This window comes from Geomonas diazotrophica (genome assembly GCF_019063885.1).
In the GTDB taxonomy this organism is placed as follows: domain Bacteria; phylum Desulfobacterota; class Desulfuromonadia; order Geobacterales; family Geobacteraceae; genus Geomonas; species Geomonas diazotrophica.
In genome coordinates this window covers 4,722,866-4,737,904 of the sequence record NZ_CP077684.1, presented here as the reverse complement: position 1 = coordinate 4,737,904, position 15,039 = coordinate 4,722,866, and the positions used below count along the sequence as shown (strand labels likewise).

The 15,039-nt window shown below is 64.4% G+C and carries 9 protein-coding genes; 5 read left to right on the top strand and 4 right to left on the bottom strand.

Going from position 1 to position 15,039, the window contains the following annotated elements:
* Positions 1–12 precede the first annotated feature (12 nt).
* Positions 13–432, top strand: a complete 420-nt coding sequence (locus KP003_RS20910) for a hypothetical protein (protein WP_216496971.1) — start codon at positions 13–15, stop codon at positions 430–432.
* A gap of 100 nt (positions 433–532) precedes the next feature.
* Here KP003_RS20910 and KP003_RS20905 read toward each other — a convergent pair whose 3' ends face one another.
* Positions 533–682 (bottom strand): hypothetical protein, encoded by a 150-nt coding sequence (locus tag KP003_RS20905; RefSeq protein WP_216496972.1) that lies wholly within the window; start codon positions 680–682, stop codon positions 533–535.
* Between the two features lie 184 nt (positions 683–866).
* Between KP003_RS20905 and KP003_RS20900 the strand changes: the two genes are divergently transcribed.
* Both KP003_RS20900 and KP003_RS20895 read left to right on the top strand, forming a co-directional pair.
* On the top strand, positions 867–3,605 hold the full coding sequence (locus tag KP003_RS20900) for a phosphoenolpyruvate carboxylase (RefSeq protein ID WP_217300199.1): 2,739 nt from the start codon (positions 867–869) through the stop codon (positions 3,603–3,605).
* Positions 3,606–3,849: 244 nt separating this feature from the next.
* Positions 3,850–6,270 (top strand): methyl-accepting chemotaxis protein, encoded by a 2,421-nt coding sequence (locus tag KP003_RS20895; protein ID WP_216496974.1) that lies wholly within the window; start codon positions 3,850–3,852, stop codon positions 6,268–6,270.
* 134 nt (positions 6,271–6,404) lie between these two features.
* Here KP003_RS20895 and KP003_RS20890 read toward each other — a convergent pair whose 3' ends face one another.
* Together KP003_RS20890 and KP003_RS20885 are read right to left on the bottom strand one after the other, a co-directional pair.
* Entirely contained in the window at positions 6,405–10,337 is a 3,933-nt protein-coding gene (locus KP003_RS20890) for a multicopper oxidase domain-containing protein (RefSeq protein ID WP_216496975.1), read from the bottom strand.
* Between the two features lie 45 nt (positions 10,338–10,382).
* Positions 10,383–10,589, bottom strand: coding sequence for a hypothetical protein (locus KP003_RS20885; protein ID WP_216496976.1), 207 nt, complete (start codon positions 10,587–10,589; stop codon positions 10,383–10,385).
* A gap of 541 nt (positions 10,590–11,130) precedes the next feature.
* Between KP003_RS20885 and KP003_RS20880 the strand changes: the two genes are divergently transcribed.
* Positions 11,131–11,736, top strand: coding sequence for a YajG family lipoprotein (locus KP003_RS20880; RefSeq protein ID WP_216496977.1), 606 nt, complete (start codon positions 11,131–11,133; stop codon positions 11,734–11,736).
* Between the two features lie 60 nt (positions 11,737–11,796).
* On the opposite strand, the gene KP003_RS20875 is transcribed toward KP003_RS20880, so the two are convergent.
* Positions 11,797–12,966 carry an aminotransferase gene (locus KP003_RS20875; protein ID WP_216496978.1) on the bottom strand — a complete coding sequence of 390 codons (1,170 nt, stop codon included), beginning with the start codon at positions 12,964–12,966 and terminating at the stop codon, positions 11,797–11,799.
* Positions 12,967–13,257: 291 nt separating this feature from the next.
* On the opposite strand from KP003_RS20875, the gene KP003_RS20870 reads away from it, so the two are divergent.
* Complete coding sequence (locus KP003_RS20870) at positions 13,258–14,907, top strand: methyl-accepting chemotaxis protein (protein ID WP_216496979.1); 1,650 nt, start codon at positions 13,258–13,260, stop codon at positions 14,905–14,907.
* Positions 14,908–15,039 lie beyond the last annotated feature (132 nt).

Genomic DNA, 15,039 nt, shown 5'->3' with positions numbered 1-15,039 from the left:
CGGAGGTGACTTATGGTGAAGAAGCTCATGCTGGCAATGGCGATCCTTTCCCTCATCTGCGCCTGTGCGGTACCACGCGCAAAGCTCGACTCCAACCCCGCTTACAGTTCCCATCACTTCAGCAATCACGAACTCGACATCTCCTGGAAAGCGGAAAACACCGACAAGGGGATGCGCATCGACGGTACCCTCAAGAACGTGCGACCGGATCTCCCCTACACCTCTTTGCAGTTGACCGCCAAGCTGCTCGATGACAGCGGCAAGGAACTCGGCAAGGGAACCAAGAACTTCGAGGGTCGCTTCACGGGGAGTGAAGCTTTCACCATGGATATCCCCCTCCCCCGGCCGGAAAGCGTGAAGCGGGTGAATTTCTCCTACTCCTACGGAACGACCGAGGATTTCCACCGCGACGATTTCAACAGCGTCCCGTAGCGCTCGACGCCACCCTCCCCAAAACGAAGGCCCTTGGCACAGCCAAGGGCCTTTTTCCCGCACCCATACCCGCAGACCCGCATCGCCTCAAGCTGCCCCTCTACCGGGGTTTGTCTCGTCTCCAGCCGCGCCACTCGCCGCGGCGCAGTGCCTTGAAGGAACCTATCAGCACTTCGGCGGGAATCACCAGGAGCCAAATGGTCAGGACGACCGCTATGATGATCAGGAGCACAAGCAGTATCGTTTTCATTATAAGCCGCCTTTGCCTCCCTTAATAAGACCTTACCACAAGGCTCTTCACATGAACAAGCTGCCCTCCCCGCCCCCCGCATTCACAGGGCGGGATTCTACGGTATCATTCATCTCTGGTTCTCCGCCCGATACCAGCCGTGCTGCGCGCCCCTTCGCAAGGGGCGCGTCAAGGAGGGGCCGTTATGTCTGAAACCGGCGCAGCCATACCGGAAAGACTGCAGGATGACCTGGACTACCTGATGGAGTGCCTGGCCGAGATGTTCAACGGGCTGGGCGAGTCGCAGCTCGCGGCCTGCCTGCCGAAGACCGGCTCGGTTGCTCCTTCCGAGGACTGCAAGTTCGTCAGGGCCTGGTCCATAGCGTTTCAGCTGCTCAGCATGGCGGAGGAGAACTTCGCGGTGCAGACACGGCGGACGGTGGAGGCCGGCCAGGGTCTGGTGGCCGAACCGGGCCTTTGGGGACGGGTGCTGGAAAAGCTCAACCGCAGCGGGGTGCCGCAGGAACAGGTTGCGGACCTTTTGGGACAGATCAGGGTGGAGCCGGTACTGACCGCCCACCCCACCGAGGCCAAGCGGGCCTCGGTACTGAGACACCTGCGCGAACTCTACCTCTTGCTGGTCAAGCGGGAGAACACGGTCTGGACCCCCCTGGAGCGGGACGAGATCCGCAAAGAGATCGTGGCCATGCTGGAGCGGCTCTGGCATACCGGCGAGATCCACCTGGAAAAGCCGAAGGTCTTGAACGAACTGGCGACCATCATCTACCACCTGCGCGAGATCTTTCCCCAGGCGATCTCGATCCTGGACAAGAGGATCTGCCGCGCCTGGCGCGAGACGGGGCTGACCAGGCCCCTCTCTCCGCTCACCGACCGCCTCCCCCGAGTCTCCTTCAGCACCTGGGTGGGGGGGGACCGGGACGGGCACCCCCTGGTGACCGCCGAGGTCACCGCCGCCACCCTGAGGGAACTGAGGCTGAACGCGTTACTGCTGATCCACGGGCAGCTCACCACCCTCGGGAGCAGGCTCAGCATCTCCCGGCTGCTGCTTCCCCCTCCCCCCGAGCTCTCCGGGCGCCTGGAGATGCTTGCCGCGACGACCGGGGCACTGGGCGTCGAGGCGCTCAAGCGCAACCCGGAGGAGCCCTGGCGCCAGCTGGTGAACCTTATGAAGGCCAGGCTCCCGGTCGACGTCACCGGGAAAGAGGAGACCCTTTGCGGCGACTCCGGCGCCCGCTACTGCCGCTCCGGCGAACTCGAGGAGGACCTGCGCCTGCTCAGGGACACCCTGGTGGCGACGGGGGCCACCCGGCTCGCCCTTGCCGACGTGGTGCCGGTGCTGCGCAGCGTGGAGGTGTTCGGCTTCCACCTGGCCTCGCTGGACATCAGGCAGAACAGCGCCTTCCACGACAAGGCGGTGGAACAGCTCATGGCTGCGGCCGGGATGACTGAACGAGGCTTTTCGCAGTGGCAGGAGCCGGAGCGTCTCGCCTTTCTGGACCGGGAGCTCGCCTCGCCCCGTCCCTTCCTCCTCCCGGACGCAAGCCCCGGCAATGAAGCAGAGAGCGTGATCAGCTGCTATCGCGTGCTGGCGGCCCAGATCCGAAACTACGGCTCCGAGTCGCTGGGGGCCCTCATCGTCAGCATGACCCGCTCCCTCACCGACCTCCTGGTGGTCTACCTCCTGGCGCGCGAGGCGGGCCTCGCGGTGCGCACGGGACAGGGACTGGCCTGCCTCCTCCCCGTGGTCCCCCTCTTCGAGACCATCAACGACCTCGCCGGCAGCGCCGTCATCCTGGAACAGTTTCTGGAGCATCCCATGACCCGCCGCACCCTGGCCCTTCTCTGCGGCGGGGAGCCGGTGCAGCAGGTCATGGTCGGGTACAGCGACAGCAACAAGGATGGCGGGATCATGGCGAGCCTGTGGGGGCTGTACCGCGCCCAGGAGGCCATGCTGGCAGCGGGGCGGCGCCAGGGGGTGCGGCTGCGCTTCTTCCACGGCAGGGGGGGCACCATCAGCCGCGGGGCCGGCCCCACGAGCCGCTTCCTGCGCGGGCTGCCGGAGGGGTCGGCCGCGGGGGACCTGCGCCTGACCGAGCAGGGCGAGGTCATCTCCCAGAAGTACTCCAACCCGCTGAACGCCGCCTACCACCTGGAACTTCTGCTGGCCGGAACGGCCGGCGTCAGCATCCCGCGGCGCGGCGCCCCCGGACCGGGGCACCCGCTGGAGCCGGTCATGGACCGCCTTGCCGAGCGGAGCCGGTCGGCGTACCGGCAGTTGCTGGAGAGCGACGGGTTCGTCACCTTCTTCCGCCAGGCCACCCCCATCGACGTCATCGAATCGAGCAGCATAGGCTCCCGCCCGGCGCGCCGCACCGCCCAGGCGAGCCTCGCCGACCTCCGGGCCATCCCGTGGGTCTTCAGCTGGAGCCAGGCCCGCTACTTCCTCTCCGGCTGGTACGGCATCGGCTGCGCGCTCGAGGAGCTCATGAACCAGGAGCCGTCCCTGTTCGGCGAGCTGGTCCGCAACTGCCAGAGCTGGACCGTCTTGCACTACATCATCAGCAACGCCGCCACCAGCGTCGCCAGCGCCAATCTCGAGATCATGCGGCGCTACGCCGCACTGGTCCACGACCAGGCGATACGGGAGCAGATCTTTTCCGCCATCGGCGGCGAGTACCAACGCACCGTCAGGATGCTCGAGGAGATCTACGGCGGGTCGCTGGCCGAGCGGCGCGCCGCCGTGCACAGCTCGCTTGCCCGGCGCGAGGACGCCCTCAAGGTGCTGCACGAGCGACAGATCGCCCTGCTGCGCCAATGGCGCCACCTAGGCGCCCACCAGAACAAGGAGATGTCTTCCCAACTGCTGTTCCGGCTCCTGGAGACCGTGAACGCCATCGCCGCCGGACTGGGCACAACCGGCTAGCCCCGCTACCCGCCTCTCCTCCCGGACTTTCCTCATCTCCCCTCTCTCCCGGCTCGATCGAGCCGGGAAGCGGTTTCTCTCACCCTGATGGGATAATGCGAAGGTGCCATCTCCACTTTTCCTCATGAGGTTCGCGACGCTTTCTCCTTTAGAAAAGCGATATTGCGTCGAATAGCCTCACAGGTCGTGCGGGAATCTTGCCGCGCGTCGACCGTTGCATCCCCCGCCGCACAGGAGCCTTACCGTGACCATCAAAGCCAAGCTGATCCTGAATGCCACCATCGTGCTCATCGCCGTGGCTGCCGTTTCCGTCGCCAGTTTCCTCAGCATGAACTCGATCAAGGGCAAACTCTCGTACCTCACCGAGAAAAGCACCCCCTACCAGGTCCGCACCATGGAGTTCCAAAGGGCGTTACAGGGAGCGACTGCCGACCTGGTCAAGGTGGGAGCGGCCCGCAGCCAGGCCGAGTTCGCCGCCGCCAAGGGGGAGGCGCTGAAGTCGCTCGCGGAAGTGTCAGGCACCCAGGCAAAACTCGAGGCGGTTTCCGGCGAGAAACTGGAGGCGTCCGCGGAATTCAACAGCATCGCCGAAGAGCTCTTCGCCACCATGACCGCCCGGCTCGCCTCGGAGCAGGAATCCGCCCGGGCACACGCCATGATCGTGGAGAAAAGCCGGGAGGCGAGTGCCCGGCTCCAGGACCTGGAGGGGAAAGTCAGGAGCCTGCAGCAGTCAAGCTCATCGGCCTACGCCAAAGCCAACGACGAGGCGGACAAGACCTCCAAGAACATCGCCAGCATAGAGACGCTCAAGGTCTCCCTGAAGGAGCTTCGCTACCTCCTCTACGACATGCAGCGGGCGCCCGAGAAAAAGCAGATCCAGAACCAGTACCTGGCCACCCAGAAGAAAATCCAGCAAAACGGCAACATCCGCAACAACAGGAAGATCGGCGGCCAGTTCGCCCTCTTCAGCTCCAAGACCGAACAGTTCATGAAGATCATGGCGGAGGGTGACCCGCGCCGGACCGAGGCGCAGCTCAAAGAGGCGCTGGACGCGCTCTCCGAGGTGGAGGACGAGATCGAGGATGAGGTCGACAAGTCCCAGTTGCAGGTCGGCAGGATCTCCGGAAAGCTTCCCGGCTACCTCTCCCGCGCCAACGCGGCGGTAAACGTCCTGTCCGGCAACACCGAGCTCGTTTCCCTGGGCAAGTCGCTCGAGGGGCTTTCGGGCCGACTGTTCTTCGCCAACACGCAGAAGGAACTCGATGCCGTCGCGGCGGAGTTCAACCAGCAGTACGCCCGGCTTGCCACGGTGGAGAAATCGGTCGCCTCCCTGCTGCAGACCGCCGGGGCGGAGCGCGAGATGCGCATCCTGAACGGCGTCTCCGCCTCCCTGGCAGGCGTGCGGGAGACCGTATTCGCCTCCGACGGCATCGTCGCCAAACTGCGCCAGAAGATGCAGCTCCAGGAAAAAGCGGAGCAAGGGGGGGCCAGGCTGCGCGACGTGGTTGCCAGGCAGGCGGAACAGGGGAAAAAGACCGTATCAGCGGCGCAGGAGGGACAGGAGCAGGCCATCGGCACGGTGAACCGCACCATCCGCTTCAGCATGACGCTGATCCTGGTGATAGCCGTCACCACCGCCCTGATCGGGAACCTGGTCGGCATGTGGATCTTCCGCAGCATCTCGCGTCCGATTGCACAACTGGTCGCGACGGCCGAGCAGGCCGCCGAGGGGAACCTTGCCGTAACCCTCTCGGCGACCGGCAGCGACGAGGTGGGCCGGGTGCAGGGGGCCATGGCGCGCATGCTCTCGAGCCTCAGGGAGGTGATGGTAAGGATCGGGGCGGCAACAAGCACGCTCGCCGCCAGTTCCGATCAGATGGCCGCTACGGCGGAGATCCTCGAGCAGGGCGCGACCCGCCAGGAGCACCGGGTCCACGATTCCGCCACGGCCATGGCGCAGATGAACGCCACCACCGCGAACATGGCCCAGAGCACCGCGCAGACTGCCGGCGCCGCCGACACCATGAAGGAGATCGCCCGGGAGGGAAAGCGCGCCATGCAGCTCACCGCGCAAGAGTTGCAGCGCTTCGCGCATACCTTCTCCGAGACAGCCGGCATGGTGGAGCAGCTAAGCGGCCAGTCCGCCCAGATCAGCGAGATCGGGATACTCATCAGGGACATCGCCGACCAGACCAACCTGCTCGCGCTGAATGCCGCCATCGAGGCCGCCCGTGCCGGCGAGCAGGGGAGAGGGTTTGCAGTGGTGGCCGACAGCGTGAGGGAACTGGCAGAGCGCACCGCCGTCGCCACCGCCGATATCAACCAGACGGTGCGGGTGATGCAGGAAAGCGTGAACCGCTCAGTTGCCAAGATGGGTGAGGAACGGGCCGCGGTCGGCGCCATCTTGGGCAGCGTCCAGGAGACGGAGCAGGCCATAGACCGTATCGCGAGCTACGTAGACCAGGTAAACGAGATGGTGCGGCGCATCGCGGTCGCAACCGAGGAACAGTCGGCAACGAGCAGCGAGGTCGCCGGCAACGTGGACGAGATCGCCGGGCTCACCCGCGAACTGCGGACGGCCTGCAGCGGCATCCGGGAATCGTCCGACGGGCTTTCGAGCCTGGCCGGCGATCTGAAGGGGATGGTGGGGTGGTTCAGGGTCTGACCCTACCCCTCCGTGAGCGGACACAGCGAAGGCCCCCTTGCTCTTGCCAGGGGGCCTTTTGCATTGCTGCTGGTCGGGAAAAAAATCCCCGGGGAGGAGGACCAGCACCTCCTCCCCAGGCAGGACGGCTGATGCTACGGGTTGGTGGTGATGGGGAACGTCGTAGCGTTCACCCATCCGGAGGAAACGATGGTGCCGTTGTTGGACCTGATCCGGTACCAGTACTTGGTGTTGCGGGAAAGCCCGGTCTGGGTCAGGGTGGTCACCCCGGCATTGACGGTGACGCTGTTCAGGTTCTTGGTGAAGGCCGAATCGGTGGCTCTCTGGATGGTGAAGCCGGTTTCGTTGCTGGAGAGATCCTGCCAATTAAGGACCACGCTCCTGCTGTTGCCGTTGTTCGCGCCGTTGGCAGCGGTGAAGTTCCCCGGGGCGGCCGGCTGTGCCGGGAGCAGGATGGTCGGGGAAACCGCGTAACCGGAGAGCCCGGCCACGTTCACCGCGGCGACGCGGTAGACGTAGGTGGTGTCGGCTGCCGAGAGGGTCAGGTTATCGGTGTAGCTCACGTTGCCGGTGTTGCTGCGGGCCGGAAGTTTCGCGATCTGCACGAAGGCACCGCCGTTCACCGAGCGCTCGAGTACGAAGCCGGTCTCGGTGGTCGCGTTGTCGGTGAAGGTGATGGTCACCTTCGGACCGGCAACCAGGGCCGCGGTCATGTTGGTCGGGTCAACCGGTGCGCTACCGGTGAAGAGTGGCGCGGAGGCCGACTGCACGGTCAGGCTCGGCATCTGCCCGCCGTAGCCGACGGTGTTCAGCGCCAGCACCTGGTACTCGGTCACCACGCTCGGGTTGTAGATGGCCGGGTCCTGCAGCGTCTTCACGCCGGTGGTGTTGGCCTGGTCCAGCGGGGAGGCGATGCTGCCCACGGTGGTCCAGGTGGTGCCGTTGGTGGTTTTCCTCACCACGTACGAGGTCTCGCTGATCGAGTTGTCGTTCCAGGCCAGGGTGAGCCGTGCCTTGTTACCGGAGCCGGCGGTGGTGAAGGCGAGGCCGTCAGCCTGTTTCGGCGGCAGGGCCAGGGAGACCGGACGCATCATGTCCATCTCCTCGTGGCTCAGGATGTGGCAATGCCATACGTATTCCCAACCGAAGTTGACCAGCTGGTTGACGATCGGGTCGGTCGGGTTGCCGGAGACGTCGGTGGGCTCGAACATCGCGGTGGAGCCGGCCGGCATCATCGGGTTGAGCATCCTGATGCTGTTCGGAATTTCGAACGGCAGGGTCGGGACGATCGGCCTCAGGGCGACTATGGTGTCCTCGAGTGGGCTGATGCGCACGGTGTCTTTCCAGCCGAGCTCGTTGGCATCCGGCGGGATGATGATGTTGTCCCAGGTCACCCGGTTGAGCACCTGCACGTCGTAGAGGTGGAAGTGGATCGGGTGGGTGTCCACGCCGTTATGGGTGATCTTCCAGATCTGGGTGCCGTCCTGGGTGGAGATCGGGGTGATGTTCAGGTCCCCCTTGGGCAGGTTGGTGCCGTCGATCAGCTCGGTTGCCGGGTTGACGTACGGGTAGAGAACTACATTCTGTGCGCCCGGGGCGGCCGGAACCGCCTCGACGCCGATGTTTGCGGTCATCCTGCCGAACTCGTCGAAGGAAACTGCATTCATCTCGTCATGCAGGGCTTTCGGCGCCAGCGGGATCTGGAACTTCGTGGTCGGCGCGAGCAGCGTGTTGAAGCCGAACAGGTCACCCCCCTGGTCAGAGATGCGGGCGAAGCCGTCGCAAGACTGGTTGGTGCTCCCCGGGGCGTTGCACCAGCTGGCCGCCGGGAACTTGGTGCCGTAGGCCGAGTTGTAGGCGGCCTGGCCGACGATGATCGGGTGCTGACCGGATTCGAAGACGCCGGAGCCGTCGGCCTGGTGCGCGAACGCTGCCTGCAGCGAGGCGAGGTCGAAGGACGCCGGGGTAACGGTCGGGTCCGGGAGCGGGTTGACCCTGATCTGCATCACGGTCCTGGTGTTGGGGCCGTAGCCCGGGATTACGCCGGGGGCGCCGACCGGGGAGAGGTCGGGAGCGCCGGTGTAGTAGTCGTAGCTCGCCACGCGGGCCGGGTAGGCGGCCGGGGCGTCGTTGTACAGGATCAGCGTCTGGCCGGCGTACTTGGAGAAGTCGACGATCACGTCGGCCCTCTCTGCCGGTGCCAGTGCCAGGGAGTGCTGGTCCACGTTGCCCACGTCGAAGCGGGTCGGGTCGGTGATCCAGGTGATGGGCTGCGGCGGGATCACGGCCGGTGCCGGGAGGAAACCGCCTTCGCTGCCGATCTGGATCCAGTCCGGCCCTTTCGGGGAGAGGGTGGTGTCCGGAGTCGGGAACACGTTCGGGTCGAGTTGTGCCGCTGCCAGCTCGGCTGCCTTGAAGGCCACCTCGGTGCCGCCGATCGGGTTGCCGTCCGCGTTGGGAGCGGTGCTGGCGGTGGCGGCGTCGGCGACGTACATGTGCAGGTTGAAGAAGCGGTCGTTGGCGGCGTTCAGGATGCGCAGGCGGTACGCCTTGGGATCGACCGTGGTGTACGGATAGACGGTGCCGTTGACCACCGGGGTGTCGTTGAACTGCTCCATGCCCACCGAGATGTTCGGGGTGCCCGGGATCATTTCAGGCTCGCAGAACGGGTCGGTCTGGTACTGCCAGGTGGCCGGGTCGTCCAGGTTGCAGGCAACCGGCAGCGGCGTGGTGAAGGCGGTCGCCGGGTCCATGTTGTAGCGCGGGTTCTTGATCGGCGGGTACATCGGTTTTGCCGGGGGCCAGAACCAGGGGCCGTACATCCAGCGGCCGAAGGCGCTCATGCCGCTCGGGTCGCTCGGGTTTTGCGCGGGCATGTAGACGTGGTGGTACCAGAGGTTGCCGAAGCCGCCCCAGCGGTCGGCGTCCCAGGTCGGGTCCTGGTCGTAGAGCTGGCCGGTGCGGGCGACCTTGTCGCCCTGCGGCACGAAGGTGCGGTCCTGGACGATGAGCGGGATGGTGCTGTCCGGGCCGGGGATGAGCCCCTTGCTGATCAGCGCCTGCTCGGTCTGGTCCTCGATCAGGTAACCGGCAGCCTCGCCAGCATACACGTTCAGGCGGGTGATGCCCCAGGCGTGGTCGTGGTAGAACATGAGACGCGCGCTCTGCTGGTTCGTGTAGAAGAAGGTGATGGCGCCGGGGCCCGGATCGGGCATGTCGGGAACGTTCTTCACGCTCACGCCGGCAGGCCAGGGGGTCATCTCGTCTTTCGGGGTGGTCCACTGGTGCGGCGTACCGTCGCTGATCCAGGGGGTCACGCCGCCGTGGAGGTGCAGGGTGGCCCTGTTGTCCTTGAAGCACATGTCGGATTTGGGGTTGGCGGTGCACATCGGGTTGCGCACGTCGTCGGTTACCGTGCCGGCGTCCATCGGGGTCACCATGGACATCGGTCCCATGCCCGAGCCCATCATGGTGGAGTCGACGGGGAGGAACATGTCGCCACCCGCGCCGTTGGGGAGCAGGTTGCGGAACAGGATCCTGACCGGACGATCCTTCTGGGCCACGATGACGGGTCCGAGGTAGTTGGGGGGAGTCACGCCGGTGTAGCCGGCGATCGATACCGTGCTGCCATCAACCATCGCGTTGGTGAGGGGAATTTGCTTGCCGGGGACCACGGTGGTGGAAAGCTGCACGTAGCCGCGCAGCAGGGTCGGCGGCAGGTCGGAGTGCATCTTCTGGCGGTACTGCACCAGGCCGATCTCATAGTAGTCCGAGCCGGGATAGGTGGTGGTGTCGGCAACCGCCACCGGGAGATACTGGCCCAGGTCGTTGGAGTTGCTCTCGCCCAGACCGGGCAGACGGTTTACGAATTTTTTGATGCCGCCGGAGGCCGCACCGGTAACCGGGTCGACCGTCGGCAGCGGGCTCAGCGCCCAGTTGGGAGCCGGTCCGAAATAATGGGGTACTTTCGTTTCATCGATCGCCTGTGCCGGCGGGGGAGCGAGTCCCCAAAGCGTGATCACCAGCGTCGCCAGGCACGCCACCAATGTTGTTCTCAGCCTGTCCATAACTTCCTCCTTTTTACATATCAAGGTGGTTCATTGCTTGCTGGTTTACTTCTTCATCCCCTGTTGTCTCTTTGCGTGTCCTTTTTTCTCCACTTCCTGCATCTTCTTGCTCCGTTCCATCTTGGACTGCGCTACCTTCTTGGCGTTCTGGACGCCCTGCCCTGTCTTGGGAGCCGTTCCCTTTCCGGCCGAAGCAGCATTCGCGGTTACCGCCAAGGAAAGGGACAGTATCAATCCCGCTGTCATCGTCATTAATCGCCTCATAACCGTTTCCTCCTTTACCCCCAGTCATTGTCATGTCGCCGTTTCAATCACAGGTCCGTCCCGTTTTTGGCTGAACCAATGCCCATGTATTTACAGGGACCGTGCCACATCGGTAAAAATAATTTTCATGTTATTTGTCGAATAGTTACGGCCAGGAAAGGAGTCGTGCGGGACGGCGAAGGCTGTCGCGACTTGAAAGTGCGACCGGAGGCACGGTGTGGGAAAATCCGCTCCAGTCGTGGATCCGCGCCCCCCGTATACGTTCAACGACAAGTGAATGTTTTTTTGCACCCCTTCGTGAAGTTATTTTCAAGATGGGGATGTGCTTCTCACCCAGGCATGTCCCGGGGAGAGAGGTGGCTGTCGTCAGAGTTTTCGAATTGTAATTGTTTTTTCTTCACTTTGAGGCCGGAGGAGATTACTATGAGCGCGGTAAGTGCCCGTGATCATTTCCAGTTGGTGGCGGCCGGCGCTTATGCTCCCGGTGACCAACTAAGCAGGCAGCTACATTCAATACAGAGGAGGGAGCATGAAGAAGAAGTTAGTAGCACTGGGGTTGACGGCTATCGCTGTGATGGGCATTAGCGGGTGCGCCATTACGACAGACACCATAGCGGTGAACTACCAGCCCCAGTCCGGGGTGACCGCCCTGCCGGGCGCCCAGTCGGTGGTGGTGGACGTGAAGGTAAAGGACAACCGGCTCATCCAGGACAAGGTCAGTTGCAAGAAGAACGGTTTCGGCATGGAAATGGCGCGCATCATAACTGCCGAGGACGTGAATGTTACCTTCAAGAAGGCTCTGGAGCAGGAGCTGAAGGCCCGCGGCTTCGCCATCGGCCCTGAGGCCCTGGTCACCGTGGACGCCGAGCTGAACAAGTTCTACAGCGACTTCAAGATGGGCTTCGTCTCCGTCGACGCCCTCGCCGAGTGCAGCCTCGGCGTCACCGTTAAAGGCAAGAAAGGGAACCTGCTCTTCTCCCGCCAGTACATGACCGAGGGAGCGGAGCGCAACGGCATGATCGCCGGCGGAGACAATGCGCGGCTCGCCCTGGAGCAGGCCCTCGCCCAGGGAATGCAGAAACTCTTCGCCGACCCCGCCTTCATCGCGGCGTTGCTGGACGTCTCCAAGAGCTGATCCCCCTCCCCGGCTCCGCCTTTCTCACCAAGCTGGGCGGAGCCGGGTATGTCTTGAGTTTCAGGTTTGGAATTTCCTGAACCTCTCCACCGCCTCGGGGATGGTCTCCTCGGTGATGTTCCCGAACGCGAGCCTCAGATACCCCTCCAGCCCCGGACCGAACACCTCGCCGGGCAAAAGAAGCATCCCCGATTCCTCGACCAACCGCTTCGCCACCTCCCGCCCGCTCTTTCCCGCGCAGGGGTGCCCCACCCAGCCGAAGAAAGGGCCGCTGGCGACCAGCCGGAAGGGGTTCCCCGGCTGCGCCATCTCGGCCCGAAACACCTCGTGGCGCCGCTCCATCATGACCCGGTTTTGCGCCACCCAATCGGAGAGATGCTCGAAACCGTAGCGCACCGCATGCTGGGTGACCCGGGGCTGGCAGACCGCCATGGTGTCCTGGGCCTTCAAGGCGTTTTCGATGAACCGCGCCGAGGCGGCCAGCATTCCGGCCCGATACCCCGTGAGCGCGAAGGTCTTGCCGAAGGAGGCGATCTGCACGAAATGGTCCCCCCAGGAGGGATCCCGGAACAGGTCGTGGGGACGGACGCCGCCGGTGATGAAACTGTTGTAGGTCTCGTCCAGCACCAGCGCCACGTTGCGCCGACGTGCCAGTTGATGGAGCTCCCTTATGGTTTCCGGCGGGGTCACCGCTCCGGTGGGGTTACTGGGGGTGACGAGGAGGATGGCCCGGGTCTTGTCGGTGATGAGGCCTGCGATGGCGGCGGTGTCGGGGAGGCCGCCGGTCGACTCGTCGAAGGGGGCGAAAACGCAGCGGATCCCAAGTACGGCAAGCGCCATGGGGTGGTCGAAGTAGGCGGGCAGCTGCACGATGACCTCGTCACCGGCACGGCACAGGGTCACCATGGCGAGCCAGAGCGCCTGACTTGCCCCGATGGTGAGGCAGATCTGGGAGGGATCGATGCAGGCGTCGTAGAGCCGCCGGTAGCCGCGGCAGATCGCCTCGCGCACCTCGGGGAGCCCCTCGTCGATGCTGTAGCGCGAGGTGAGCGGGTCGCGCATCACCTGTGCCAGGTGATCGATCAGCTCGGGCGGCGGCGGATAGTCGGGTATCGCCTGGCAGAGATCGATCAGTGCAAGCTTCGGGTTGGCGGCCGCGAGCCACCCCTTCACCTCCGAGATCGGCGGCGGGTGGACCCTCTCAATCAGTTCCGAAACGGGAAACTTCATACTCCCCCCCTTCACGAGCAACGGCGGCTTGGCCGCACGCCCCTTAATACAACTGTTGCAGTGCCTGCGGCAAGCAAAACTTAAAACCATTGGTCACGGAGACAATACGAGGGAATCTGAGGGAGACCGCTCGGTGGCCAAGGGTTTATCCCCAGGCTGGTAAACATGTAAACGGCAAATAATGTTAAAACCCGATCAGAAAGGTAAAGTTGCCCCGTCGAGCTGGCGATAAGCCATTCCACACCGGTAACCTACCGTGTTACCGGGGAAAAGCCCCTACGGAGGTAATTGATGCTAGCCAACCTGAGGATAGGCACACGCCTTTTCATCCTATTCAACACAGTACTTCTCTTCATCGTGCTGATCGGGGCAGCGAGCTACTGGAGCATGAGCAGGATGCAGTCCCACGTGAGCGACCTGACCAGCAACCGCGGCGCCCTGCAGGACAACTCGCAGCTCGCCCTGGCCCACATCAATATGATGAGGCGTTACGAGAAGGACCTCTTCCTGAACATGGGCGATCCCGCCAAGATGGCGGGGTACCAGAAGAAATGGAACGATACGCTGGGCAAACTGAACCGGTTGGTGGATTCCTCGCAGAAGCTTGTCTCCGCGCCCGGCTACCCAAGCGCCGCACGCGACCAGGAGTGCCTCGCCGCCATGCGCCGGGACATAGACGCCTACGCGACAGGATTCCGCAAGGTGGCCGGCCGCGTCGCGGCCGGGGAGATCATCACTCCGCAGGACGCCAACAAGGCGATTGAGGAGTACAAAACGGCGACGCACGATTCCGAAGCGTTGAGCATCCGGTTCGCCGACAACATGGAAAAGGAGATGGACGCGACCACGCAGCAGGCGGTCTCGACCAGCCATCGCCTGAAGGTGAGCATCCTCCTCTTCTCCGGCGCAGCCGCCTTCATTGCCTGGTTGCTCGGTTACCTGGCGGCACGCTCCATCACCGTGCCGCTCGCGAAGCTGGTCTTGGTGGCCCAAAGCATCGCCCGCGGCGATCTCGGATGCGAGGTCGCGGTGACCTCCCGCGACGAGACCGGCGAGCTGACCGCAGCGGTGCAGACCATGGCGCAAAACCTGCGCCGCATCATCGGAGAGGTTGCCGACCACGCGGCGCAGGTGGCCGCCGCGGCCGCACAGATGCACGGCACCGCGGAGCGCATCGCGGGCGGGGCCGAGCGCGTGGCCGTGCAGACGGGGGCGGTCGCAAGCGCCGGCGAGGAGATGTCGGCCACCTCGAGCGAGATCGCCTCCAACTCGCAACTGGCGGCGCAGGGGGCTCATAACGCCGCCGAGGCGGCCCAGGCCGGCGCCGCCGTGGTCGAGAACACGGTGACGGTGATGGCGCAGATCGCGGCGAAGGTGCAGGAGAGCGCCCGCACCGTAGAGAGCCTCGGGCAGCGCTCGGACCAGATCGAAGCCATCATAGGCACCATCGAGGACATCGCGGACCAGACCAACCTCCTGGCGCTCAACGCCGCCATCGAGGCGGCGCGCGCCGGTGAACAGGGGCGGGGCTTCGCCGTCGTGGCGGACGAGGTGCGGGCGCTGGCCGAGCGGACCACCAAGGCGACCCACGAGACCGGCGAGATGATCAAGGCGATCCAGCGGGAGACCAGGGAAGCGGTTGACGCCATGGAGCAGGGGGTGCGGCAGGTGGAGGCGGGGACCTCGGAGGCTTCGGGATCGGGGGGCGCCCTGCGCGAGATCCTGCAACAGGTGAGCTCGGTGGCGCTGCAGGTGCAGCAGATCGCCGTTGCCGCCGAAGAGCAGAGCGCGACCAACGAGGAAATCGCCGACAGGATGCAGCAGATCACCCTGGTGGTGCAGGAAACCTCGCAGGGGGCGCAGGACTCGGTGACCGCGGCGGCGCTGTTGAACCGCAACGCCGAGGAGTTGCAGCAGTTGGTGCGCCAGTTCCGGCTCTAGCGGGAAAGGCAATACCGAAAAAACCATTGGCCACGGAGAAAATCCGGGGAAATCCGAGAGAGGCTGCAAGACAATGCCTTTTGGTTTAACCCAAAAAGCCCGTGTCCGGTCTGCCTGTCTCGGATGTTCTCA